Origin of the sequence: Corynebacterium comes, assembly GCF_009734405.1 — a bacterium.
GTDB lineage: Bacteria > Actinomycetota > Actinomycetes > Mycobacteriales > Mycobacteriaceae > Corynebacterium > Corynebacterium comes.
Map to the genome: position 1 here is coordinate 897,505 of NZ_CP046453.1, position 24,578 is coordinate 922,082.

The following is a 24,578-nucleotide window of genomic DNA, read 5'->3' on the forward strand; positions in this document are numbered from 1 at the left end:
TCGGCATATCTTCGTCAGCTGTAGAGGTCGTCGTCGAGACGACGTCGACGCGGTGGCTTCGGTTCCCGCGGGAGTGGTTCCCGCGGGTCCCGCTGCTGACGTGGCGGCTCATGCGGTGGCTCGGGCCGCGGTGGGGTGCGGAGCGGGGCAGGGCCGCCGGGTGGGGCGTCGCCCCCTCGGTTCCCGCTCCGTGAGCGGTTGCGCGCGAGCAGCTCTTCGACGGTGACCTGGTTGGTGCGCCGGCGGGCGCGGGAGGCGGTGTCGCGGTTGACGCGATCGGCCTCGGAGGCACGGCGGCGGTGCTCGATGGCGGCAGCGTCACGGGCGCGGCCAGAGCGTCGGAGCAGCCAGATGCGGAGGACGGCGATGATCGCCGCAGCGGCCGAGACGCCGAACATCACCGGGAAGAACTGCGCCAGGGGGAACAGCGCCGTGAGAATCGTGGTGGTGGAGAAGGCGGCGGAGCCTTCGGCCGCCAGCGATCGGGTCACCGTCCAGGAGGAGACCACCGTCATGATGCCGAACAGCAGAGGCAACGAGGCGACGACGATGAACAGCCCCCGGGCCTCGGTGAACAGTGCAACCACGATGGCTGCCACACCGAAACAGACCAGGTACGGCGTGCCGATTGTCTGGGCGTTGACGCTCAGCAGCAGCCCCGTGATGAGGGCTGCGATGACGATGGCGACGCCGGACCAGGTCGGCAGTCCGGCGTTCCGGACGTCCTGCCTGGTTCTGCTTCGGTGGGTGGGGGTGGACACGGATGATTAGTCTAGCCCGGAGTCTTCTCCAATAGGCGACGACCTGTCTCTAGGCCGGGTACATCCAGGTCGGCTGGGCGCCGGATGTCGCGGGTCTTGCCGAGGATGGCGCCCCCGGCACGGAAGATCAGCGACGCCGGAAAAGTTCGAACAGAGTCGCGGCGCGCGGCGGTCGGAGGCGAATCCGTCGGATACCGGAGGCGGCGGGGGAGTGGTCCTCGGTGGGTGCCTCCTGCTTCGTCGGATGGGCCTCGGAACGACGTGGTTCCTCGACGTAGATGATCGACTCGCGCCACTTCTTGCGCAGAGCGCGGCCCTCCTCCTCCGACAGACGTCCGTTGAGCGCTCCCTCCGGGGTTGCCCAGCTGATGTCGGCCGCGAGTTTCTCGCCCGCCTGCAGGGCGATCATGTCCTGCAGGTAGCGGAACCCGACGGCGAACATCGCGACGAAGGGGACAGCCAGGAATGAGCCGATGAGACCGAAGAGGCCGCCACCGACAGTGACGGAGACCAGCACGATGACGGGGTGCAGATCCATCGCCTTGGACTGCAGCCAGGGGGACAGGATGTTGCCCTCCAGCTGCTGGACGGCCAGGACGATACCCAGGACGATGAGGGCCTCGGTGAAGCCCAGGGAAACCAGGGCGACCAGCACCGAGAGCGTGCCGGCGGCAATCGCGCCGACGAAGGGGATGAAGCCCGCGATGAAGGTGATCACGGCCAGGGCCAGCGCCATGGGAACCCCGACCAGTACGAGGCCGACGCCGATGAAGACCGCGTCGATGAACGAGACGATCGCCTGCGCACGGATGAATCCGCCGAGGGTGGTCCAGCCGCGGGTCAGGGACTCGGTGAGGTGCCAGCCTGCACGCCGACCGGCCACGGCACGGGCCCACGGCAGGAAGCGGTGGCCGTCCTTGAGGAAGAACAAGGTGAGCACCAGCACGATGAACAGGGTGATCACCACCGAGGTGGCGGTTCCCACGCCGGTCATGATGCCGCCGGCGATCGTGCCGGCCTGGCCCTGGATCCAGGAGGCGGCGTCATTGATGAGCTGGGAGAGGTCCTCGCCGTCCACGTTCAGCGGCGGGCCCTGGGCCCACAACTGGAGTCTCTGGACCCCTTCCAGTGACTGCAGGTAGAGAATCTGTGACTGCCGGATGATGTCCGGCGCGATGAACCACAGGAGTGTGCCGAAGAATCCGAAGAATCCCAGCATGGAGATGATTGCCGCGAGTGCGGACGGTACCCCGCGGCGTCGCAGCCAGGTGGTGGGTGGGGCGAGGACCGTGCACACGATGATGGCGAAGACCACCGGCAGCACGCCGCGCCCGACCACCTTGAGCAGGAGCCATGCGCCGTAGGCGAACGCCACGATGATGATCATCCGCAGCGCCCACATGCTGAAGGACTTCAGCCATTCCCCGATGACCACGGAACGGTCCATCTGGTCGGCGTAGCGGCCGACCTCGTCCTGCGCCGCAGGGTCCAGCGAGGTGAACCGGGTGGAGCCGGCGGATCCGGTGGTCGTGTCGTCCGCGTCTGCCTGGGGGGTGGGCTGGTCTGTCACAGACTCCATCTTGCCTCACATCTCCGACCTCGGAGTCAGTGGTGTTCCAGCCCGGCCAGGCGTGCGTTGGTGGAGTGCTCGGAATGGCCGAGGTCGCCCGAATGGTCATCAGGGTTCTTGATCAGGTGGAGTGCGCTGATGATGAGCCCTCCCCAGATGACGATGATGAACAGGACCATCATCATGATTGCGATACCACTCACAGCGCCGCTCCCTTCTCGTTGTTCTGCTTGTCAGGGGCATCCTGGTATTTCCGCGGTTCGCGCAGGACGCGGCGGATGTCGGAGTCAACGCCGAAATCTGACCCCGGCGGACCGTTGAGCGGCTGATCGCCCCGCCAGGGGACCAGCGAGAAGACGAAGGCACCCACCACAATGGCTGCCAGGACGAGCCAACCGTAGAGCGCCACCTGTCCGGTCGTGTACCCGCCGTAGGGCTCCTTGATCAGGTTGATCAGTTCCTGGACGAGGGTGAAGCCGAGCACCAGGGTGGTGACGTTGACGACGCTGATGCGCCAGATGGACCCGACCTTGAAGGAGGACACGGCGTTGAGGTGCGAGGAGAACTCGTCGATGCGGCGCAGCACCCAGTCGAGGACGATCACCGCGATCAACGCGATGGCGACGATGCCGATGTTGTTGGTGAACTTGTCCATGATGTCCAGCGACATCAGGCCCGACGTAGTGGAGAACAGTGCCAGGGAGATCAGTGCCATGACCGTGCCGATGCCCAGGGCGGTGGCCTTTCGGGGCAGATCCAGCTTGTCCTTCACCGCGGAGACAACGACCTCCAGGATGGAGAACAGGGAGGTGAAGCCGGCGATGGTCAGCGAAGCGAAGAAGAGGAAGCCGAACACCGGGCCGAAGGCCATCTCGTTGATGATCGCCGGGAATGCGACGAACGCCAGACCGATGCCCGAGGTTGCGACCTCGTCAACCGGCACCGACTGCTGCACCGCCATGAAACCCAGGGCGGCGAAGACACCGACGCCGGCCAGAACCTCAAATGATGAGTTGGCGAAGGCCGTGGTCAGGCCGGTGCTGGTGAGGTTGGTGCGCGGGCGCAGGTACGAGGAGTAGGTGAGCATGATGCCGAAGCTCACGGACAGGGAGAAGAAGATCTGACCGTAGGCGGCGATCCACACCGTTCCGTCCGCCAGGGCGCTCCAGTCCGGGGTGAACAGGGCGTCCAGGCCGGTGGCGGCACCCGGCAGCAGCAGCGCCTGAATGACCACGATGAGGAACAACACCATGAGCAGCGGGATGAACAGCTTGGAAATCTTGCCGATGCCCTTGTCCACGCCGATCGCCAGGACCACGATCGCGGCGATCCACACCACGGCCAGGGCCAGGGCGATCTGCGGCACGAAGGTCGTGGAGAAGGTTGCGGAATCATCGAACCGGAGGAATTCGCTGAAGAAGTAGGTGTCCGGATCCTCGCCCCACGCCTTGGTGAAGGATTTCACGGTGTAGAGCCCTGCCCAGCCGATGATCGCCGCGTAGTAGAGGGCGATGAAGAAGGCGATGCCGACCTGGATCCAGCCGACGGGCTCGGCCCAGCTCCTGATGCGGCGGAACACCAGCGGAGAGGAACCGCGGTAGCGGTGCCCCAGGGCGTAGTCGAGGAAGAGCAGTGGAATGCCTGCGGACAGCAGTGCGACCAGATAAGGGATGAGGAACGCGCCACCGCCGTTGTCGTATGCGACATAGGGGAAACGCCAGATGTTGCCCAGGCCGACGGCGGAGCCGATGGCAGCGAACAGGAATGCCCAGCGTGAGGAGAACATCTCCCGTTGCTGGCGCTGCTTGGGGGTTGCAGACATATGTGAACCTGTCAGTGGTTGAGGTGAACGGGTGTCCGCCCGGGTGCAGGCATGGGAGCGTCCAGGGTGTGACGCGCGTAACTCAAGACCGGCTGATTCTATAACGGCGATCCGATGTAGTACCAACCGTAGCGCCGATGGTCACTGCCAGCGGGAATCCGCAGGCTGCTAGGATCAACGCCCGTGAGCCTTACTCTTGGAATCGTCGGTCTGCCCAACGTGGGCAAGTCCACTCTGTTCAATGCCCTGACCCGCAACGATGTGCTCGCCGCGAACTACCCGTTCGCCACCATCGAGCCCAACGTCGGCCTCGTCGAGCTTCCCGACGCCCGCCTGTCCCGCCTCGCCGAGATCTTCGGTTCCGAGCGGATCCTGCCTGCCACGGTCTCCTTCGTGGACATCGCCGGCATTGTCAAGGGCGCTTCCGAGGGGGAAGGCATGGGCAACGCGTTCCTCGCCAACATCCGGGAGGCCGACGCCATCTGTCAGGTCGTGCGCGCCTTCAAGGATGAGAACGTCATCCACGTCGACGGCGTCGTCGACCCCGCCGATGACATCTCCGTGATCAACACGGAGCTGATCCTCGCTGATCTGCAGACCATCGAGAAGGCCCTGCCTCGTCTGGAGAAGGACGCGCGCAAGGACAAGTCGCTTGCCGACACCGTCGCCGAGGTCAAGAAGGCCCAGGCCATCCTCGAGGACGACCGCACCCTCTTCTCCGCCGCCAAGAACGGCGAGATCGACCTCGCGCTCATCCGTGACCTGCACCTGATGACCGCCAAGCCCTTCCTCTACGTGTTCAACTCCGACGAGGAGGTGCTCACCGACGAGGCGAAGAAGGAGGAGCTCCGCGCCCTGGTCGCCCCGGCTGACTGCGTCTTCCTCGACGCCCAGACCGAGACCGAACTGCTCGAGCTCGACGATGACGAGGCAGCCGAGCTGCTCGAGTCCGTCGGCCAGACCGAGCCCGGCCTGCACTCCCTGGCCCGCGCCGGTTTTGAGACCCTGGGCCTGCAGACCTACCTCACCGCCGGTCCCAAGGAGTCCCGCGCCTGGACGATCCGTAAGGGCGACACCGCCCCGCAGGCCGCCGGCGTCATCCACACCGACTTCGAGCGCGGCTTCATCAAGGCCGAGATCGTCTCCTTCGCGGATCTCGACGCCGCCGGTTCCATGGCCGAGGCCAAGGCCCAGGGCAAGGTCCGCCAGGAGGGTAAGGAATACATCATGGCTGACGGCGACGTGGTGGACTTCAAGTTCAACGTTTAGCTCCAGGGCAGTCCGGCGCGTCACTCTCCCGGGTGACTCGCCGGTTTTTCTCCCCGAGGCCAGCTGCAGCGGCTTCTGGACATCCCCGTCTCCGGAATCGCAGATTCACTAGGGTGGGGCACACGTGAGAGCAGAGCAGCTCTGTCCAGATCCCGAACAGGAGCTTCCAATTATGAGTTTCAATGTCTATCTTTCCGGCGAAATCCACACCGATTGGCGGGACGAGATCCAGCGCGGCGCTGAGGCTGCCGGTCTGGACGTGGTGTTCACCGCGCCGGTGACAGACCACCCTGCCAGCGACGCCGCCGGCGACCATCTGGGCGAGACCGGCAGCCAGTTTTGGCGTGATCACCAGTCCGCGAAGGTCAATGCCATTCGCACGCGCACCCTGATCGAGCAGAGCGACCTGGTGGTGGTGCGGTTCGGAGACAAGTACAAGCAGTGGAACGCCGCCTTCGATGCCGGCTACTGCGCCGCGCTGGGCAAGCCCTATGTGACCCTTCACGAGGCAGAAATAGTCCATCCGCTCAAGGAAGTTGACGCCGCGGCTCAGGCCTGGTGCACGACAACCGATCAGGTGGTGGAGATCCTGCGGTACGTGCTCAAAGCGTAGCCTGTGGGCCCCGGTCATCGCAGGCGCCCGAGCTGGACGGTGACAGCTTTCTCCGGACGAAGTTGCCCTAGTGGTCGGAAGACGCGGCGTCCGATGTACATGTGCACCGGTCTCCGCATCAGACTCAGAGCGAGGATTCGCGAATGACGTCACCCGACAACATTCTGTTGTACCTCACCGAGGATGAGGAACAGCAGGTGCGCGAGGTTTTTGCACGCCTTGAGCAGCAGGGTTTCCCTGCGCAGAGGCAGACGCCGCACATCACCATCACGTTTTCCTCGGCCATGCCGGGCGATGTCGTTCGGCGCGCCGCTGATCTTCTCCCGCCGCTGATTCCTGCCCGATTTGAGCGGGTGGGCACCGTCGTCTTCGGGACGCAACGCAAACAGACCGTCGCATGGTTACTCGAAACCTCCGATGAACTCGAGATCGCCGCCCGTGAGATCAGTGAACTCAACCCTCATGGGCGTGGCCCCCGTTGGATTCCGCATCTGACGATGGGGCTGCGGCTGCCGCGGGAGATCGTCCCCGACTACATACGTGCGCTGAACGAGGTGGCTTCTTCTCATCTCAAGGAGCTCACGGCGGTTCGGGCGGCGCTCTGGCGGCCGGGCCGCCGGGAACTCACGGTTCTCGCCGGGGTGGGCTTCGCCGAGGGGACAGACTTGAAGGTGGAGAGTGGCCCCGGCGGTCGGCCCTGAACATCAAGGACCTCAGCACCGTTGAGGAGACGTCGCTCCGAGAACCACGGTGACCCCGCCGTCGTGCGCGGCCGCTCAGGTGACCGGGGCGAAGATGAGCAGTTCCCCGCCGTCTCCGTCACCCAGGCGAAGCTTCATGTCCACCAACTCGTAGCTGCGGACGTCCTCGATCGCGTCGAGGAATCTCCGCTCGAAGATCATCGCGGCGGGCGGGCCTCCTCTCTCGGTCACCGCGAGCTCATCGAACTCGAAGAACCCGTTCGCCTTCCACGTGTAGGTGCCCTGATAGCTGTTGACTCCCGTGCTGCCGGACACATCGCCGGCGTCGAGGGTCATCGTGACTATCAGACCGGGGTCGCCCGAAGAGGGGCCGGCGGATGCTCCGAAATCCTGGAACTGCCATTTCCCGTCGAGGGCCTCCTTGCACCGGCCGGAAATGATCCCGTACCCCTGCAGGAGGAGCAACAGACACAGCATTAGCGCGCCCAGTCGGACGCTGCGTACCGCGTGAACCGGGTGATCAGCCGCCCGTCCCCGGGCCACCCCGGCCAGGCACTCAGCCAAGGTAGGCCTCGTACCCGAGTCCTGCCAGCACGTTCAGCCCGATGAAAGCCAGCGAAACGATGCCCAACAGGACCGCCGGCAGCCACCCGCGGCGGTCACCCCGGGAGGCGGCGCGCCGTGCGAACCACGCAGAGACAACGGCTGGGACATAGAACACCAGCAGCGCCGGGATCGTGGCGACGAGAATCGCCCACAACGGGGCGTTACTGTCCGCGCCGCCGACGGGATACCCCAGGAGCCCGATGAGACCTTCCCCCACGAGGAAAGCCAGACCGAAGGCAAACGGGAGCAGAAGAACGCTCAGCCAGGCGTAGCGTACGTCCCGGCCCGCGCTTTCACCCCGGTGACGGATGGATGTGGTCGACATTCCTCACCTCCGTGTGCGGAAGAACCCCGGACCGGGGATCCTGCTTCCATTGTCGTTCGTGGGCAGGGTATCCACAACGACACCGGGTGATGAGATGCGGCATATCCGCCACATGACGGGTGTTGATCCGCACCTGGAGTTTGGGCCCGACCCCTGGATCATTGGACCTACAGGGGAAATAAGCCATACCCGGCCCAGCGACCATCCCCGTGATGGGGACTCCATCAAAGTAACGGGACGCATGATCCCGTAGCACTTGCCCTCTACGGGGACCGCCGGAACACGAGCAGCGCGTCCCGGGTCAGGTCCTGTGGCAGTCTGTCCCATTCGATCTCCACGAGGGCCGCGCGGTGGAGATGTGCATCGAGAACCCTGGCACAGTCGTCGATGAGATGCGTATGGTCGCCCTCGTGGAAGATGTCCGCCACGTTCCACACCAGGTACCCGCTCAGGTCGAGAAGTCGCGCGCACTGCTCCGCCACTGCGCCGAGTTCCCGCAGGTAACGGGGGTAGTTGCCGCCGTCCTCCTCGTAGGCGGCGAGGGGATCGGCGTCGTGGTGCGTGACCGTCATGTAGGGCGGCGAACTGAGCACCAGGTCGACACCGCCGCCGAGGTCGGTCAGCCGTGGCAGCAGGTCACGGGCGTCCCCTTCGATGACCACGGCGCCGGGCGTGTGTCGGCGGATGTGCTCGACACGTTCGGGGAGCAGTTCCACACCGACACCCCGTCTCCCCAGACGCACCGCGCGGTCAAGGGTGGTGCCGAAACCCGCGAAAGGATCCAACACCAGGTCACCGGGGTTGGTCCAGCGCTCGATGACGTGGTCCACGATCGCGGGGATCATGTGGACGTCCTCCTCCGCGCCGGGCGGCCGCTCGGACAAGAAGGTCTCGTGGGAAGCGATAAGCCGGGCATCCACAGGGCTGTTCGGCGGAGTGTCCATGGAGGGAAGCTTAGTTGGGGCGGTTCCTGGCACGGACACGACCGGCGTCTGTGGAGCGTCGATAAGCGATCGCGTCGGCGGCGTTCTAGCGAGGTTGAGCCGATGAACGCACCGGAACCGAAACCACCGCGCTGGTCTCCCGAACGGTTGCCAACATGCAGGAGAACCGCTCTTCTGTACCGGCAGATCACGGCCACCCACTCAATCAGTTCCGGCGCGGGTGATGCCCGAGTACCGTGATGGTTATGACCAGCGACAGCCCGCTGTGGGAGCGCTATCTCCCCGGAATTGGCGTGCTACGGCGATATGAGCGCTCCTGGCTGCGCGGTGACGTCGTCGCGGGTGTGACTGTCGCCGCCTACCTGGTTCCCCAGGTGATGGCCTACGCGGTGATCGCCGGCCTGCCCGCCGTGGTCGGGCTCTGGGCGATCCTCGCGCCGATGCTCATCTATTTCATCCTGGGCACCTCGCGCAAGCTGTCGATCGGCCCGGAGTCGACGACGGCGCTGATGACGGCGGCCGGCGTCGGGGCACTGGTGGGGGCCGCGGGTGGACCCGAACGATACGCAGAGGTTGCCGCCGTCATGGCGATCGCGGTGGGACTCGTCTGCGTGGTCGGATTCGTTGCGCGGCTGGGCTTCCTCACATCGCTCCTGTCCCGCCCCGTCCTGATCGGCTATCTCATCGGTATTGCGCTGCTCATGATCGTCAGCCAGCTGGGAAAGATCACCAAGCTCGAAGTCGACGGGGAGAACACCGGAGAGGAGGTGGCCTCGTTTCTCGGCCAGCTGGCCCAGGCGCACCTGCCGACGGTGGCACTCGGGTTGACGGTTCTGGTGCTGCTCTACCTGGCGAACTGGCTGGCACCCACTCTGCCGGGTCCGTTGCTGGTGCTGCTGCTCGGGGCCGCGGTCGTTGCCGTCTTCGGGCTGGAGCGTCAAGGTCTGGAGGTCATCGGGGAAGTGCCACGGGGGCTGCCCGAGCCCCGGGCCCCTGAACTGGGGGATCTTGAGGTCTGGTCACTGCTCCCTTATGCCGTGGGCATCGCTGTGGTGGGTTTCTCGGACAACATCCTCACCGGCCGGGCGTTCGCGTCGGGGCGGGACGAGGTCATCGACTCCAACCAGGAGCTGCTCGCATTGGGCACGGCCAACCTGGCCAACGGCTTCCTCCAGGGTTTCCCCGTCTCATCCAGCGGATCCCGGACCGTGCTCGGGGACGCCGCAGGGGCCAGGACGCAGGTGCACTCCCTGGTGGCGCTCATCGCGGTGGTGATGGTGCTCGTCTTCGCCGGACCCGTGCTGGAGTCCTTCCCGGACGCCGCCCTGGGCGCGCTGGTCATCTACGCCGCGACCCGGCTGATCGACGTCGGGGAGATCCGCCGCATCGGCCGATTCCGGCGCAGCGAGCTCGTGATCACGGCCGCCACCGCCGCCGCCGTCGTCTTCTCCGGTGTTCTGGCGGGCATCGGCTTCGCCATAGCGCTGTCGATCCTGGACCTGCTCCGGCGCATTACGAGGCCCCAGGCGGACGTCCTGGGCTACGCGCCAGGCGTGCCGGGCATGCACAGCCTGGACGACTACCCGGAGGCGGCCTCGGTCCGCGGGCTCGTCGTCTTCCGCTACGACTCGCCCCTCTTCTTCGCCAACGCGGACAACTTCCTGGAACAGGCGATGGAGGCGGTCGACAACGCCGAGCAGCCGGTGCGGTGGTTCCTCCTCAACGCCGAGGCGAACACGGAGATCGACCTGACGGCGGTCGACGCGCTGGATGAGCTGCGCACCCGCCTGGAGCAGCGCGGCATCCGCTTCGCCCTGGCGCGCGTCAAACAGGACCTGTACCGGCGACTCGAACCCACCGGCTTCACCGAGCACGTCGGCGCTGAGTACTTCTTCGCCACCCTCCCGACAGCCGTGCGGGCGTACGCGAAGCGCTACCGAGCCAGGCACGGCGAGTGGCCCGCCGGGGTGCCCCCGGAGGTCATCGAGCCCTGACCCGCGATTCCCCGCCCGCCCGGCCGATCTCCGGCTCCGGCACGGCACGGCAGGGTAGGGGAATAACCCGGCGACCCACCCGGTTGTATTTTTTGCTGATACTTCAACATTTTGGGAGTTCTACATGAAAATCGGAATCATCGGAGCAACCGGCAAGGCCGGCCGGGAAATCTACCTCGAAGCAGTTCGCCGCGGCGAGGACGCAGTCGCGCTCGTGCGCAGCGCTGCGAAAGCAAGGGAAATTCTCGGCGCTGATGTCGAAGTGGTGGAAAAGGACGCCTTCGACCTGAGCGCTGAGGACATTGCAGGCTTCGACGTCATCGTCAACGCCTTCGCCACGGCCCCTGACCAGGCTCACCGGCACATCGATCTGACGCGCCAGCTTGTGGAGGCCGCCAACGAGGACTCCCCGCGGCTCCTCTTCATCCTGGGCGCCGGTTCACTGACCAACCCGGCGACCGGGAGGCCCTTCGTGGAGGACCTCCGTAAGATCCCGGAGGCGGAGGCCTTCATCAACATCCCCGAGCAGCAGTTCAAGCAGCTCGAGTACCTGCGCACCGTGGACAACGTCAACTGGGTAGGTATCTCCCCGCAGGCCGACTTCCCGGCGCAGGGCCCCGCCACCACCCCGCAGCTCGGCACCGATTCTCTGCTCACTGCGGCGGACGGAAAGTCTCACACCACTGCAGGCACGATGGCTGTCGCCGTTCTTGATGAACTGCAGCGCCCGGCACACCACAACACCCGCTTCACCGTCTCCGACTCGTAGCTCAGACCCGCTCAGATGCATGCTGGCTCGGTGTCAGCGCCCGGGTTCGAGGGTGGCCAGCAGTTCCGCCACCCGCTCCGCCGTTTCCTTCGCGGACGCAGGGTTCTGGCCGGTGATCAGCGTCCCGTCCGCGACGGTGAAGGGCGCGAACGGGAGCTTCGCCTTCTGGTACGAGGCCCCGCGCTCCCTGCTCTGCTTCTCCACGTCGTAGGGCACGAGCTTGTCGACGAGTGCGAGCTTCTCCTCCAGCCAGGAAAAGCCGGTGATCTCGCGAGCGTCGAGAAGCAGAGAACCATCGGACAACCTGGTGTTGAGCAGGCCGCAGTAACCGTGGCAGACGGCGGAGACGACACCACCGGCCTCGAAGATCTCGCGGGTGAGGCGTTGGAGGTCGGTGTTGTCGGGGAAGTCGTACATGGCGCCGTGGCCGCCGGCGAAATAGACGGCGTCAAAGTCGGCTGCCTTGACCTCACTGGCGCGGGGAGTGTCCCCCAGCAGCGCCATCCTCGCCGGGTCGGCGAGCCATGCCTCCGCGGTCTTCTCCTTGGCAGGGAACTTCAACGATCGCGGATCCAGGGGTACGTAGCCGCCGGCCGGGCTGATGATGGTCTGTTCGAAACGGTGCTGCTCGAACACCTCCCAGGCGTGGGTGAGTTCAGACAGCCAGAGGCCGGTGGCGTGGGAAGGATCGTCGAAATGGGCGGTGTTGGTGACCACGTGCAGGATGCGGGGGCTCATGCCTCCATCCTCCACGGGGGAGGTGACCTGTGCCACTATTGGCGGTATGAGGACGATCTACTGCGCCGCTACCAGCCTGGACGGTTTCATCGCCGACGAGAACCACAGTCTCTCCTGGCTCTTCGCCACACCGGGGCATGCCGATGACCCGGGGGGTCGGTACGGCGACGCTGCGACGCTGGACTTTGAACGGATGATCGAGAACGTCGGTGCGATTGTCTGCGGCGCGAGCACCTACGCCTGGCTGGAACGGGAGCTGACCAAGGAGGGCCAGCCTTTCGTCTGGCCCTACGGGCAGCCGTCCTGGGTGGTGACCCACCGTGACATCACCCCGGTCGCCGGGGTCGAGCTTTTCGCCGGAGACGTGGCGGACCTGCATCCCCGTCTGGTTGAGGCCGCCGGGGGGAAAGATGTGTGGATCATCGGAGGGGGAGACCTGGCAGGCCAGTTCGCCGACCACGGCCTGCTGGATCTGGTGTGGGTCCACCTGTGCCCGGTGGTGCTGGGCCGGGGCAAACCACTCCTCCCGCGGCGCCTGCGGCTCCACCGCGAGCACGTGGAACGCGACGGCCAGTTCACCGCCCTGCTGTTTCGGGTCGTCGGCCCGGAGCCCTAACCCCGTTCGAGGTGGGGAATTTAGTTGCGGTGTAAAGTTTCTCGGGTTGGCGGCGGTGCCGCCCTGACCGCTTGAGCATGAGCCTGCGGACGTGAAATGAGGAGAAACAAATGAGAAAGCTGCTCGTTCCGGTGTCGCTGTTGGCTCTGGTGTCGCTCGTGGGGGTGCTCGCGTTCTTCGGGGGTGGCGCCTGGACTCTGAAGAAGATGCCTACTCTCGAGGCGCCGCTCGAGACGGTCACCGAATCGAGCAACGAGAAGATCGTCACCGCCGTCGATCGTCAGGAACAGCTGGTACTCCTCAGCGCGAACGTCCAGGGGCTGTCGGAAGAGCGGGCTAACAGGGGTAACCTGCCCGGCACTGAGCGTACGCAGTTCGTGAAGTACACCTACCGCGCCAAGCTCGGTATCGAGGGTGGCGATGTGAACATCAAGGAGACCGGGGACAACCGGTACCTCATCTCTGTCCCCGAGTTCATCTTCATCGGGCACGACAGAGCGAAGTTCGAGATCGCGGTCGAGAACAACGGCCCGCTCAGCTGGATCACCCCGGACATCGACACCGCGAAGACGATCACCAAGATCCTCAACGAGGATGCGAAGGCGGAGCAGGTCAAGGAGAACCGCGACCTCCTCGAGGACCAGACGGAAAACTTCTACACGGGAATCATCCACGGCATCGACGACCAGGTGGAGATCGAGTTCGAGTTCCGCTGAGTCAGGCCCCCGACCGGAGCGGCGGTGCCGAGGGCAGTGTCTCGTCGAGGCCTCGGCGGCGCAGTTCCTCCCGGGCGCGGGCGAGTCCGCCGTGCTCAAGGGCGGCGAGCGATGTGCGGCCCGTCCACACGTGCCGGCCGAAGCGGTGCACTCTCACCTCCAGGTCACCCACGAGGTGCTCCAGGTCGCCGGGCACGTTGCGGTGCTCGCTGGGCAGGGGGACGGGGAGAACGAAGGCCTGATCGAGTGGCGCGGTCGCGTCGACCTCGATGCGCCAGCCGTAGCCGCGCCCGGACAGGTGCCATTGATCGTCTCTGGTGCGGGCACGCACCGGGCTGATTACGGGGTCACCCAGGCGGATGACGCGGCCGTCGGGAAGCCGTACGGCCAGACCGGTGACCTCCACGCGTATCCGGCCGTCGGTGACCAGGCCGCCGGCGAAGGCGAGGCAGGCGCCGGGCTCCTCGAAACCCTGCGCCTGGCCCCACCACCAGGCCTCGGGGAAGCCCTCGCGGCCCCAGTTCTTCTCGGCGTACACCTGTGCGCCCTCGAAACGCCACGTCTCACCACCCAGAATCGCGGTTCCGGACGCCTTGCCACCGAGCAGCCAGGGATGCCAGTACTGGTTGAGGCGGGGCACGACCTGGAACACGCTTGATCCGCCCAGGGAACGGTGCGGCCAAGGGGCGAGGTCGTGGAACTCAAGGCCGAGTTGCGCATCGGCGCCAAGATCGACACGGAGCCGGTCCGCGTCCCCCTCGAAGGCCGGGGAGCCCATCCGGCCGACGGTCCCGCCCTTCACTCCGAGCCCGTCCGGGTCGGTCCACGAACCATCCAGGGCATCGGTGCGGAGGAATCCGTTGGGCCACGCGGCGAGACCCACCGTCGCCCACGAGCCCCGCGGACCCTGGTTCGCGCCGCACAGCGCGATGACGACCCGGCCGGTGCCGGGGTCGGTGATGCGCCAGAAGTAGCCCTCCATCGCCACGCCGTGATGAGCCCGGAGGAGATCGCCGAAGGGCAGGTCGGCTCCGGTGGAGCGGTAGCGCTGCAGGAAGCTCATGAGGCCAGTACAGCACAGGTCACGGGGGTCCGGGGAAGAAAACGGCCGCGGCCGTCGTTGCAGTGAGGTGGACCGAGAACATTCCCGAGAAGCATGAGAAGGACCACCAGAATTCATGAGTGATCACGACACCGCACATCCGCTGTTCTCCCCGGCCGAACTGGGCAAGCTTGAGCTGGACAACCGGGTCGTCATGGCACCGCTGACCAGGATCCGGGCGGAATCCGACGGCACCCCGACCGAGCTGATGAAGGAGTACTACGCCCAGCGCGCATCCTTCGGCATGATCATCACCGAAGGCACCTGGCCCGTCCAGGAGGGCCGCACGTGGGGCCGTCAGCCCGGTATCGAGACCGCGGCGCACGTCGCGGCCTGGCGGGAGATCACCGACGAGGTACACGCCCGGGGCGGGCGCATCGTCCTGCAGATGATGCACGGCGGCCGCATCTCCCACCCGGAGCTCACGGGCACCGGGCGGATCGTCGCCCCGAGCGAGATCGCCAGCCCGAACCCGATCCGCATTTCCTCCGGCAAGGTTGACGGCCCGGTGCCCCACGCCCTGACCCAGGAGGAGATCCCCGAGATCATCGGGCAGTTCGTGGCCGGTGCACGCAACGCCATGTCGGCAGGTATGGACGGTGTGCAGGTGCACGGCGCCAACGGCTACCTGATCCACGAGTTCCTCGCCCCGAGCTCGAACACACGCACCGACGCCTACGGTGGCAGCCCGGAGAACCGTGCCCGCTTCGCCATCGAGGTCGTCACCGCGGTGGCGGAGGCCATCGGCGCGGAGAACACGGGGCTGCGTCTGTCTCCGGAACACAACATCCAGGGCGCGCTGGAAGAGGACCGGGAGGACGTTCTGACCACCTACCTGGCGCTGGCGGAGGGGCTGGCGGACCTGGGCCTGGCCCATGTCGAGATCGTCCATCACGAGCCGGAGGGTGAGCTTGTCCAGGCCCTGCGCGAGGGATTCGGCGCCCCGCTCATCCTCAACACCGGTTTCAGCCGCTTCAGCACCCGCGACACAGCCTTCGGGCTGATCGACCGGGCCGGCGCGGCCGCGGTCTCGGTCGGCCGGTCGGCGCTGGCCAACCCGGACCTGGTCCAGCGCTGGCGCGAGGACGGGCCCCTCAACGACCCCGACCCGGAGACCTACTACGGCGGCGGTGCGAAGGGCTACACCGACTACCCCGTCCTCCAGCGCACCTAGCCGTGGCCTCAGTGAGGGTGCAGGTGCACGGCCCCGCGTCACCCGACGTGGCGTGGGAACGCTACCTCCACCCGGAGCGGTGGATCACCTGGGCCCCGCACCTGAACAGCGTGGCGGCGTCGACGCCTGTTCTGCAGCGCGGCACCACCGGCACCGTAACCGCGCTGGGGGTCGTGACTGCCCGTTTCCAGGTCCTGTCGGTGGATCCGGAATCGCGTTCGTGGTCCTGGGTGGTGCGCGTCGGGCCGGTGGAACTGGTCCTGCACCACAGCCTCAGGGCGCGGGCAGCCGGCCGCGCTGCGCCGGGCACGACCGCCGGCATCACGATGACGGGGCCGTGGCCGGTCCTGATGGCGTACCGGCCACTGATGCGTCGGGCGCTGCGGCGGCTGGTCCACTGAGGGGGTACTGCACCCTCAGGCCTGGTTCGGTCCCCGCAGAAGGCCGGCGACGGCCCGGGCTGCCCGGTCGCCCGAGGTGAGGGCGCCGTTGATGGAGGCGGTGTCGCGGTGGTCTCCGGCGACGAAGACATGGTCGCCGACGCGTTGTGTGCGGCGGTCGATCAGCGGCGGCGGCTGGGCCGGCAGCGTGCGGGGGATCTCGTGGCGGGCGATGAGCTCCCACACGGTCACGGAGGTGCCGTACATCCGCTCCAGATCACGGCGGACCGCCGCCTCGTCCGCGCCGCCGCCTTTCGAGTCCAGCAACGTCGTCGCCTCCACCAGGTGCCTGCCGGCGGGGGCGTAGGAGGGGGCGGCCTCGGAGACCACGGCGGCGTGCACGACCGGCCCCGCCGGGCCGCCGGCGGGGCCGGAGGCGTCCAGCAGGAGGAACTTCTGCCCCAGCGGCGATTCCGGTGCGGAGAACCACCACGTGGTCAGCCCGTTCATGGCCGGCGCCGTCATACCGGTCAGCTCGGCGGCCTCCACCGGGCCCGCCGCCACGACAGCCATGCGCCCGCCCATGACTCCGGCGTCGGTCTCCACTTCCACACCGCCTCCGGTGTCGCGCACGGTGGTGACCCTCAGCTCCGTGAGGGGCGCCCGGTTGAGCTGCGCGGCCATCTGCTCCGGCAGGGCCTGCATGCCCTGTGCCGGAAGCCCGGGTGCCCCGAAGGCAAAGGCACGTAGAAGCAGCCGCACGAAGTTGGCGGAGGTGGTGCCGCTGGCGTCGGCGAGCACGCCGCTGAGGAAGGTGTCGAGGACGTTCCGGCGCAACGGACCCGTCACGCCGGCGGCATCCAGCGCGGCTGCGAGGGTCATGTCGTCCGTGGCGCGGGATGAGGCCGTTTCACGGATCAGGGTGGGCGCCAACCACCGGGCCAACGCGAAGACCTCGCCGGGGGTGACGTAACCACTGCGCAGTGTCTCCGGCAGCAGGCGCGGGTGCCGGAGCGGATGGGCGAGCGTCGTCAGGCCACGTCCGTTGCGGACGACGACGCCGACGCCGAAGCGTTGCAGCCGCAGCGCAGGCACGTCGATGAAATCCCGCACGGCAGGGTAGGCGGGGTTGAGGATCTGGAAGCCGCGGTCGACGAGGAAACCGTCGACCCGGTCCGTCCGCACCCGGCCGCCGACCTCCCCGGCCCCCTCCAGCACGGTGACCGTCAGTCCCTCTTCCTGCAGCGTGCGCGCGGCCTGCAGCCCAGCCAGGCCGGCTCCGATGACGATGACGTCTGCGTCCATGACTTCTCCTTGTTCCGGGCTCCCGAGTTTAATACGACCACGCCAGGCAGGTTCAGAGGTTGATGAGCCGGTCGATGACGTTGGGGATGATGAAGAACGCGAGCAACAGACCGTGGATAGCGATACCCGACCACGCGAGTTTGCCGGCGCCCCTCATCGCGGCGAGTACCGCCAGCACCAGTCCCACGATCAGGGGGATGACCCACACGAGGGTGGTGGCGATCCACGGGCCCCACGCCTCAATGTAGAACGTGTCGCCGGGATGGCTGGGCGTGAAGCCGAAGAGGATCCGCTGCATCGGCTCCGTGGCCAGAATGAAGATGATCGTCCACACCACGAAGACGAGCAGCATCCACAGCGACAGACGTGCCAGTCTGCGTGCCGCCTCGGACGGGTTCCGCGACATCGGGATCACCACCTTTCCCTGAATAATAACTCGCGTGACCGGGCGTCACACCCGCTATCCCCAGTCGACCTCACCGAAACCGGATTCCCGGAACCGCAGGTACTCACCGACGACGGCCGCTCCCAGGTCGTCGAGTTCCGGTGCCGTGACACGCCCGCCAACCCGGTCGGCGAGCTGATTGAGGAACCTCTCCAGGCCGGGGTCGTCGCCGAGGCGGAAGAACGTCGTGCGGGCACCGCGCCGGGTGACGCGGTCCAGCTGGGTCACGGTCTGGCGCAGCGTCTCCGGATGCGTCGGCCAGTCGAACCAGGTCGTGCCGTCTGCCTCCAGGTGCGCTGTGGGCTCACCGTCGGTGACGATCAGCAGCGTCGGATTCATGCTCGGGTGCCGGGCGAAGAACTGCTCAGCCAGCAACAGGGCGTGGTGGAGGTTGGTGCCCTGCTCGTGTACCGGCGGCAACGCCGTGAGTTCATCGATGTCCACGTTCATGGCGCGGCGTCCGAAGCCGATCAAGGCCAGCTGATCGCCCCGGAACCTCGTGGACACGAGATGGTGGAGCGCGAGCGCGGTGCGTTTCATCGGTACCCAGCGCCCCTGGGTGGCCATCGAATAGGACGTGTCCACCAGCAGGGCCACCGCCGACTGCGTGCGCGCCTCGGTCTCCACCACCTCCACGTCACCCACCTCGATCCGCACCCGGGCGGAGGGGGCTGATTCTTCCGCCGCGGTCCGCTGCAGCGCATTCGTCACCGTCCTTGTCACGTCCCAGGGCTGGGTGTCACCGAACTCCCACGGCCGCGATGCGCCGGTCTGCTCGCCGGAGGCTCCTGCCAACCTGGCGTCGCGGGCGCCGCTGCGGGCGCTGAGGTTCTTCGCGGCGTCGGCAAGCAGAGTCTTGCCCAGCCGCCGCATCGCCTGCGGTGAGAGCCGCAACGATCCGTCCGCGCTGTTGCGCAGCAGTCCGCTCTCACGCATGGCGCGTTCAAGCTCCGCGAGGGTCTCTGCGGACACCGACGCCTCCTCGCCGAGCTGACGCTTGACGGCATCCAGGTCGATGTCGGAGGAGTGCGCGCCGGCGTAGCCCTGACCGAGCTGCTCGGCGAGTTCGTCGAGTTCGGCGAGATCCTGCACCGCACCGGTGGCGTCCCCGAGTCCCAGACCCTGCTCGCCGGAGAAGTCCTCCGAACCGGACCAGTCGAGATCCGGGCGTATCGAGCGCAGGTTGTCGTCGAGCGCGCCCAGCTGCGTCATGAGATCGGGAGAGCCGAAGGCCTGCGCCGACAGTTCCATCAGCTCACGGCGCTGTTCCTCGCTCATCGAATTCAGCATCCGCTGCGCGGCGGCGGAACGGCGTGCCATCTCGTCGATGAGCTCATCGACATTCCGGGGGTTCTCCGGAAAATGCTCCCCGTACCTGCGCATGAAGTCGGCGAAGTCCTGCTGCGTGTCCTCACCGCGGCGGTGCTTGTCCAGCAGCGCGTTGAGGTCCTGGAGCATCTCCCTGATCGCCGCGCGGTCCTCGTCGGTGGCTCCTTCGAGGGCCTGCTTCATGCCGGCGAAACGTTGATCGAGCACCTCGCGACCGAGCAGGTCCTTGATCTGCTCGAACTTCTCCCGAGCGTCGGTGGACTGCCAGTCATAGCCGGACAGTTCGTTGACGGCGGCGGCGGGGGAGGCCGGGAGGTTGGCCATCTGCATCTCACGGAAGGCGCGGTCGTCGTCGTTCATGGTGACGTCGCGGGCGAGCTGGCTGCGCTCGGCGAGCACGGCTTCGTCAAGAAGCTTCCGGATGTCCTGCAGGGTGCCGCCCAGGTTGTGCCGTTGCAGGAGTTCCCGCCGTCGCTCCGCCACCCGCCGGGCGAGATCGTCATAACCTTCCCGCCCCGCACCGCCGCGACGCAGGTACTCGCGCAGGGCCCGTTCGGGGGAGTAGCCCGCCATGACCTCCTCCGCGATGGCATCCAGCGCCTCAGCCAGGTCTACCGGAGGCGCCAGCGGATCGGGTCCACCGGTATAACGGCCGTAGCGGGAGCGACGGCGGTCGCCTCCCGGGGCGACGGAACTGTTCGGCATGTCGGCCTCCTCAGCCGTAGATGGTCTCGCCCTCGCCGGAATCCTTCGCGATCTTCCGGGCGAGGTAGAGAGCCTCGAACGCGAGCTCGATCGCGCTTGCGCGCGTCCCCTCGTCGGTGGCGCCGAGTCTGTCGGCAACCTGGTCATACAGGTCGGACCCGCCGAGATCAGGCAGGCCCGCGAGAAACTCGATCGCCGTCACCTGCTCGCCGGTGGAGACCGTGGTGGTGCCGTCCAGGGCCTCAACCAACGGAGCGAAGTCGATGCCGCGCAGGTGCTCGCGCACCGCCTCCGCAGTGGCGGTACGCAGCAGGTATCCCAGCACCTCCCACTCGCGGCCCTCCTCGCCGGACTCGAACTCGATCTTGCCGCCGAGCACGTCGACGGCCGCCTCGAGGTCGACGAGCCTTGCGACGGCGTGCTGCTCACCCCGGATGGCGGCGCGGTGCCGAGCCGCGGCCGCGACGGTCTCCGCGCCCGCGATGGCGAATCGCGCCGAGACACCGGAGCGCTGGTTGACCGCTGATGATTCGCGCAGGGCCCGGGTGTAACGGGCCAGGATCTCCAGGAGCACCGGCGGCACATGGGCGACCAGGGTGGCCTCCTGCTCGATGACCGCGATCTCGTCCTCCAGCGCGATGGGGTAGTGGGTACGGATCTCCGCGCCGAAACGGTCCTTGAGAGGGGTGATGATGCGACCGCGGTTGGTGTAGTCCTCAGGGTTCGCCGAGGCGACGACGAGCACATCGAGCGGCAGGCGCAGCATATAGCCGCGGATCTGCACGTCGCGCTCCTCCATGACGTTGAGCATGGAGACCTGGATGCGCTCGGCGAGGTCGGGCAGCTCGTTGATGGCCACGATGCCGCGGTTGGAGCGCGGGATGAGGCCGTAGTGGATGGTCTCGGGATCCCCCAGTCGACGCCCCTCGGCCACCCGCATCGGATCGACGTCGCCGATCAGGTCCGCCACCGACGTGTCCGGCGTGGCAAGCTTCTCCGAGTAGCGGTCATCCCGGTGCACCCAGACGATCGGGAGGTTCTCGCCCTGCTCCTCGATGCGTCGACGTGTCGCCTCGGTGATGGGGGCGAAGGGGTCCTCGCGCAGATCGGAATCCGCGACAGCCGGCGTCCACTCGTCGAGCAGGCCGGTCAGCGACCGCAGCAGGCGTGTCTTTCCCTGGCCACGTTCACCCAGCAGGACGATGTCATGCCCGGCGATCAATGCTCGCTCGACCCGGGGGATCACGGTGTGCTGGAGGCCGTGGAGACCCGGCCACGGGTCCTCTCCCGCGGCCAGCATCGCGAGGAGGTTCCCGCGGATCTCGGCCCGCAGGGGACGGTGGGTGTAACCGGTGGCCCTGAGCTCACCGATCGTGGACGCATTGGGCGGAAGACTCACCACCTCAGGCTAACCTCCGTCGGCACATCCGTCGAGGGGCCTGTGGCGGACTGCGGAACCTCTGCCGAGAAATCGGCGGGAAGAGTACCGGAACCGGCGGAGTTGGTTGAGCAGTTGTTCGAGCTCCGGCCGGGACGTCAATGAACCGGAGGCGGTGGCAGTGAAGATGGTGCTGTTGCAAAGTAGGGGTGGGGTGGCGGTCGCCGTGGAATGATCACGACTATGGGTATCTTCTCGGGTCGTCATTTCCCTCGCGAGGTCATCCTGTGGGCGGTGCGGTGGTACTGCCGCTACGGGGTCAGCTACCGGGACTTGGAGGAAATGCTGACCGAGCGTGGCGTGCCGGTCGATCACACCACGATCTACCGGTGGGTCCAGAAATACGCCCCCGAACTGGACAAGCAGACCCGGTGGTACCGGCAGGTGCCCGACTGGCAGGCCCGGTCCTGGCGGGTGGATGAAACCTATATCCGGGTCGGCGGGAAGTGGTGCTATCTCTACCGTGCGATCACCGCTGGTGGCCAGACCCTGGACTTTTACCTCTCCCCGAAGCGGAACGTGGCCGCAGCCAAACGCTTCTTGGCCAAGACACTGCGGTCTACCGCGTCATCCGGGTATCCCCGGGTGATCAGCACCGACAAGGCACCTTCCCTGGCCAAGGCGATTGCCGAGTTGAAGGCGGAGGGCATCTGTCCTCCCACGGTGGAACACCGGCGGGTGAAGTACCTCAATAACGTGCTCGAGGGCGACCACGGGCGGTTGAAACGGATCCTGGGCCCCAAAGGCGCGTTCAAGAATAGGACTTCCGCGTACCGGACGTTGAAGGGGATGGAGGCGATGCACTCATTACGGAAGGGGCAGGGGACGATGTTCGCCTTCGGGCAGCCGAACCCGGATGCGGTGATCGTCAGCCGGGTGTTCGAGAGGGCCTAAGAACGCCAGCTGCAGCGAGCATCAGTGGATGAAAAACCGAATCTTCGCAGCTCCCCCGCCTACTTTGCAACAGCACCAGCCGTCTCGAGTTCGTCCGCTGCCACACTGAGCGCAAATGTACATATCAGAAAAGCGATTTAAGCGTCAGTAACCTGCATCCGGTCATGACCTCCGAGGCCACGACGTAGCGGGAGACGTCGCACAACCTGGGACGCACCGCTGCCCGGATAGTGGGCACGAGGGGGTGCTGCTGCAAATAGGGATTTCGGATTGCTCTCTATTCGTTAGCATGCAGCGCACGATGGGTGGCGGTTCCACCAATTTGGCCCAAAACGCGAGTTTGCAACAGCACCGGATTAGTTACTGTCCCAGGGTGATATCGAAGTCGGTGAGCAGTGACCTCATCCCTGGCCTGGGCGCCGTATCCCCCTCAGGCCCGCCTGTCCCGCGGGTGCCGGCGGATCTGCCAGTCCCGCACACCTGCGACACACCACGTGACCATCCCGAGGCCGATGGTTAGCCCCATCATCGATAGTCCCACGCCGATTCCTTCCTGGCTGGTGACCTCCGTGGCGACGCCTACGGCAAAAGCGGTGGAAAACCCCGTCGCCACCCCTAAAGCCGCGGCCAGTGCGCCCGGGACCAGACGACGAGAACACACCGAGACCAGCACGGCCCCGGCCACCACCGTGATCCCGCAGGCGACCACCTGCCAGGTCGGGAAACTAGTTGGCGCCGGCAAACCGGGGCCGGTAAACCCTCCGTCTTTATCGGATGCGGTCCAGCTCAGCCAGCCCGCGCACGCGAGAAACCCCCACACCACACCCGCAAGTCCCGTCGTCCATAGGCCCAGGCGCCCACCGGTTAACCATCCCACCCACGGTCGGACCCCGTGGGGAGCCGGACGGGGATCCGACGTCGCAGAGCGGGTCGTCAGCCAGATTATCCCCACCCCGATCGCCGCGGGGATGACTACGAGCGGAATGACCAGGGAGAGGAACGAGGCGAAGGAAAACTGGTAGGAGTCCATGAGGGGAAGTGTGGCACGGATTGTTGACCCTGAACGTTTTTCTCGACCTTGCGCAAGGGCAGGGTATGGCGCATTTCCTACCCGGTGCGTGGCCGTGTCGAAAACGTTCGTTTCCGACACAAAAAACCCGAATCCCGGAACACGCCCATATATCAAGGTGGGGCCAGCGTAATCTTGTAGCGAAACCCAGTGCCGGAATCTATGTGCCGATTCCTGGCTCCATGAATGGGTTCTGATACATTTTCTGAGTATGGGACATGATTTGGTGCTGTTGCAAACTCCGGGCGGAGAGCTGTGACGACCCAGTCTTTCATCGTCTGATGCTCGCTGCGTGTCGGCGTTGTCAGGCAGCCTCGAATGCCCGGCTGACGATCACCGCGTCCGGGTTCGGTTGCCCGTAGGCGAACATCGTGCCCTGCCCCTTCCGCAGTGAGTGCATCGCCTCCATCCCTTTCAACGTCCGGTAGGCGGACGTCCGATTTTTGAACGCCCCCTTCGGCCCGAGGATCCGTTTCAACCGGCCATGGTCACCTTCCAGCACGTTGTTGAGGTATTTCACCTGCCGGTGTTCCACTGTTGGCGGGCAGATTCCCTCCGCCTTCAGTTCGGCAATCGCCTTGGCTAAGGCTGGGGCTTTGTCGGTGCTGATCACTCGCGGGAACCCGGCCGACACGATTGACCTCAGCGTCTTGGCCAGAAAACGCTTGGCCGCCGCGACATTGCGCTTCGTTGAAAGGTAGAAGTCCAGGGTGTGCCCACCAGCGGTGATCGCCCTGTAGAGATAACACCACTTCCCGCCGACCCGGATATAGGTTTCATCCACCCGCCAGGAACTGGCTTGCCAGTCGGGTACCTGCCGGTACCAGCGAGTCTGCTTGTCCAGCTCAGGACCGTATTTCTGCACCCACCGGTAGATCGTGGTGTGATCGACCGGCACACCACGCTCGGTCATCATTTCCTCGAGATCCCGGTAGCTGACCCCGTAGCGGCAATACCACCGCACCGCCCACAAAATGACCTCGCGAGGAAAATGACGACCCGAGAAGATGCCCACGGGCCTGATTATTTCACTCCGATCTTCCTACTGCCCCAACTTTGCAACAGCACCACCAGGCACAACAGTGCCATTGGTTGCATCCGTCAGCTGGGAAAATCGGACCGCACGGGCCCGGCGCCGTCCGTGGCCGCCCGTCCCCACCGCCCGCTAGGTTGTCGACATTCCTGGGGTGCTGTTGCACATGGAATATTCCACTTTCTGACTATTTGATGGCACGCGGCGCAATGCAGGTGGGAAATTCATCGTTTTCGTTAAAAACGCGAGTGTGCAGCAGC

The 24,578-nt window shown here is 66.1% G+C and carries 25 protein-coding genes; 10 read left to right on the forward strand and 15 right to left on the reverse strand.

Annotation, left to right across the window (positions count from 1 at the left end; translation table 11 throughout):
• Positions 1-14: 14 nt before the first annotated feature.
• The 4 genes from CETAM_RS04425 to CETAM_RS04440 form a co-directional block, all read right to left on the reverse strand.
• A complete protein-coding gene (locus CETAM_RS04425; protein ID WP_156227343.1) occupies positions 15-761 on the reverse strand; it encodes a DUF6542 domain-containing protein in 747 nt (248 codons plus the stop codon).
• Between the two features lie 127 nt (positions 762-888).
• Positions 889-2,208, reverse strand: coding sequence for an AI-2E family transporter (locus tag CETAM_RS04430; protein WP_231587630.1), 1,320 nt, complete (start codon positions 2,206-2,208; stop codon positions 889-891).
• A 158-nt stretch (positions 2,209-2,366) separates the two neighbouring features.
• Positions 2,367-2,534, reverse strand: a complete 168-nt coding sequence (gene metS / locus CETAM_RS04435) for a methionine/alanine import NSS transporter subunit MetS (protein ID WP_156227347.1) — start codon at positions 2,532-2,534, stop codon at positions 2,367-2,369.
• Positions 2,531-4,153, reverse strand: coding sequence for a sodium-dependent transporter (locus tag CETAM_RS04440; RefSeq protein WP_156227349.1), 1,623 nt, complete (start codon positions 4,151-4,153; stop codon positions 2,531-2,533). The genes metS and CETAM_RS04440 overlap by 4 nt, the downstream gene beginning before the upstream one ends.
• A gap of 183 nt (positions 4,154-4,336) precedes the next feature.
• Between CETAM_RS04440 and ychF the strand changes: the two genes are divergently transcribed.
• The 3 genes from ychF to CETAM_RS04455 all read left to right on the forward strand — a co-directional run bounded on the left by ychF (position 4,337) and on the right by CETAM_RS04455 (position 6,736).
• Positions 4,337-5,422: a redox-regulated ATPase YchF gene (gene ychF, locus CETAM_RS04445; protein ID WP_156227351.1), complete on the forward strand. Its 1,086-nt coding sequence runs from the start codon at positions 4,337-4,339 to the stop codon at positions 5,420-5,422.
• A 172-nt stretch (positions 5,423-5,594) separates the two neighbouring features.
• Positions 5,595-6,035: a YtoQ family protein gene (locus CETAM_RS04450; protein WP_156227353.1), complete on the forward strand. Its 441-nt coding sequence runs from the start codon at positions 5,595-5,597 to the stop codon at positions 6,033-6,035.
• Positions 6,036-6,178: 143 nt separating this feature from the next.
• The gene (locus CETAM_RS04455) at positions 6,179-6,736 is read left to right on the forward strand and encodes a 2'-5' RNA ligase family protein (RefSeq protein ID WP_156227355.1); all 558 of its coding nucleotides are present in this window, start codon (positions 6,179-6,181) and stop codon (positions 6,734-6,736) included.
• A 75-nt stretch (positions 6,737-6,811) separates the two neighbouring features.
• Here CETAM_RS04455 and CETAM_RS04460 read toward each other — a convergent pair whose 3' ends face one another.
• The 3 genes from CETAM_RS04460 to CETAM_RS04470 all read right to left on the reverse strand — a co-directional run bounded on the left by CETAM_RS04460 (position 6,812) and on the right by CETAM_RS04470 (position 8,611).
• Positions 6,812-7,201: an META domain-containing protein gene (locus CETAM_RS04460; protein ID WP_197085794.1), complete on the reverse strand. Its 390-nt coding sequence runs from the start codon at positions 7,199-7,201 to the stop codon at positions 6,812-6,814.
• Positions 7,202-7,292: 91 nt separating this feature from the next.
• A complete protein-coding gene (locus CETAM_RS04465) occupies positions 7,293-7,667 on the reverse strand; it encodes a hypothetical protein (RefSeq protein WP_156227359.1) in 375 nt (124 codons plus the stop codon).
• A gap of 263 nt (positions 7,668-7,930) precedes the next feature.
• Positions 7,931-8,611, reverse strand: coding sequence for a DNA methyltransferase (locus tag CETAM_RS04470; protein ID WP_156227361.1), 681 nt, complete (start codon positions 8,609-8,611; stop codon positions 7,931-7,933).
• 245 nt (positions 8,612-8,856) lie between these two features.
• Between CETAM_RS04470 and CETAM_RS04475 the strand changes: the two genes are divergently transcribed.
• Positions 8,857-10,605 carry a SulP family inorganic anion transporter gene (locus CETAM_RS04475; protein ID WP_156227363.1) on the forward strand — a complete coding sequence of 583 codons (1,749 nt, stop codon included), beginning with the start codon at positions 8,857-8,859 and terminating at the stop codon, positions 10,603-10,605.
• A 124-nt stretch (positions 10,606-10,729) separates the two neighbouring features.
• Positions 10,730-11,374: an NAD(P)-dependent oxidoreductase gene (locus CETAM_RS04480; RefSeq protein WP_156227365.1), complete on the forward strand. Its 645-nt coding sequence runs from the start codon at positions 10,730-10,732 to the stop codon at positions 11,372-11,374.
• Between the two features lie 33 nt (positions 11,375-11,407).
• Here the strand turns inward: CETAM_RS04480 and CETAM_RS04485 are convergent, their stop codons facing one another.
• A complete protein-coding gene (locus CETAM_RS04485) occupies positions 11,408-12,112 on the reverse strand; it encodes a type 1 glutamine amidotransferase domain-containing protein (RefSeq protein ID WP_156227367.1) in 705 nt (234 codons plus the stop codon).
• 46 nt (positions 12,113-12,158) lie between these two features.
• Here CETAM_RS04485 and CETAM_RS04490 point away from each other — a divergent pair, with 46 nt between their 5' ends.
• Both CETAM_RS04490 and CETAM_RS04495 read left to right on the forward strand, forming a co-directional pair.
• On the forward strand, positions 12,159-12,728 hold the full coding sequence (locus CETAM_RS04490) for a dihydrofolate reductase family protein (RefSeq protein WP_156227369.1): 570 nt from the start codon (positions 12,159-12,161) through the stop codon (positions 12,726-12,728).
• 110 nt (positions 12,729-12,838) lie between these two features.
• Complete coding sequence (locus CETAM_RS04495) at positions 12,839-13,444, forward strand: hypothetical protein (protein WP_156227371.1); 606 nt, start codon at positions 12,839-12,841, stop codon at positions 13,442-13,444.
• 1 nt (position 13,445) lies between these two features.
• Here CETAM_RS04495 and CETAM_RS04500 read toward each other — a convergent pair whose 3' ends face one another.
• On the reverse strand, positions 13,446-14,507 hold the full coding sequence (locus CETAM_RS04500; protein WP_156227373.1) for a tocopherol cyclase family protein: 1,062 nt from the start codon (positions 14,505-14,507) through the stop codon (positions 13,446-13,448).
• A gap of 115 nt (positions 14,508-14,622) precedes the next feature.
• Here CETAM_RS04500 and CETAM_RS04505 point away from each other — a divergent pair, with 115 nt between their 5' ends.
• Both CETAM_RS04505 and CETAM_RS04510 read left to right on the forward strand, forming a co-directional pair.
• Positions 14,623-15,720: an alkene reductase gene (locus CETAM_RS04505; RefSeq protein ID WP_156227375.1), complete on the forward strand. Its 1,098-nt coding sequence runs from the start codon at positions 14,623-14,625 to the stop codon at positions 15,718-15,720.
• A gap of 2 nt (positions 15,721-15,722) precedes the next feature.
• Positions 15,723-16,121: an SRPBCC family protein gene (locus tag CETAM_RS04510; protein WP_156227377.1), complete on the forward strand. Its 399-nt coding sequence runs from the start codon at positions 15,723-15,725 to the stop codon at positions 16,119-16,121.
• Positions 16,122-16,136: 15 nt separating this feature from the next.
• Here CETAM_RS04510 and CETAM_RS04515 read toward each other — a convergent pair whose 3' ends face one another.
• The 4 genes from CETAM_RS04515 to CETAM_RS04530 are packed head-to-tail and all read right to left on the reverse strand — an operon-like array spanning position 16,137 to position 21,283.
• On the reverse strand, positions 16,137-17,405 hold the full coding sequence (locus tag CETAM_RS04515) for an NAD(P)/FAD-dependent oxidoreductase (RefSeq protein ID WP_156227379.1): 1,269 nt from the start codon (positions 17,403-17,405) through the stop codon (positions 16,137-16,139).
• A gap of 52 nt (positions 17,406-17,457) precedes the next feature.
• Positions 17,458-17,811 carry a hypothetical protein gene (locus CETAM_RS04520; protein WP_156227381.1) on the reverse strand — a complete coding sequence of 118 codons (354 nt, stop codon included), beginning with the start codon at positions 17,809-17,811 and terminating at the stop codon, positions 17,458-17,460.
• Between the two features lie 54 nt (positions 17,812-17,865).
• Positions 17,866-19,884 carry a vWA domain-containing protein gene (locus CETAM_RS04525; RefSeq protein ID WP_156227383.1) on the reverse strand — a complete coding sequence of 673 codons (2,019 nt, stop codon included), beginning with the start codon at positions 19,882-19,884 and terminating at the stop codon, positions 17,866-17,868.
• A gap of 10 nt (positions 19,885-19,894) precedes the next feature.
• Positions 19,895-21,283 carry a sigma 54-interacting transcriptional regulator gene (locus tag CETAM_RS04530; RefSeq protein WP_156227385.1) on the reverse strand — a complete coding sequence of 463 codons (1,389 nt, stop codon included), beginning with the start codon at positions 21,281-21,283 and terminating at the stop codon, positions 19,895-19,897.
• 222 nt (positions 21,284-21,505) lie between these two features.
• Here CETAM_RS04530 and CETAM_RS04535 point away from each other — a divergent pair, with 222 nt between their 5' ends.
• Positions 21,506-22,216, forward strand: coding sequence for an IS6 family transposase (locus CETAM_RS04535; RefSeq protein WP_156227387.1), 711 nt, complete (start codon positions 21,506-21,508; stop codon positions 22,214-22,216).
• 430 nt (positions 22,217-22,646) lie between these two features.
• Here CETAM_RS04535 and CETAM_RS04540 read toward each other — a convergent pair whose 3' ends face one another.
• Both CETAM_RS04540 and CETAM_RS04545 read right to left on the reverse strand, forming a co-directional pair.
• Positions 22,647-23,246: a hypothetical protein gene (locus CETAM_RS04540; RefSeq protein WP_197085795.1), complete on the reverse strand. Its 600-nt coding sequence runs from the start codon at positions 23,244-23,246 to the stop codon at positions 22,647-22,649.
• Positions 23,247-23,589: 343 nt separating this feature from the next.
• Entirely contained in the window at positions 23,590-24,300 is a 711-nt protein-coding gene (locus CETAM_RS04545; RefSeq protein ID WP_156227389.1) for an IS6 family transposase, read from the reverse strand.
• Positions 24,301-24,578 lie beyond the last annotated feature (278 nt).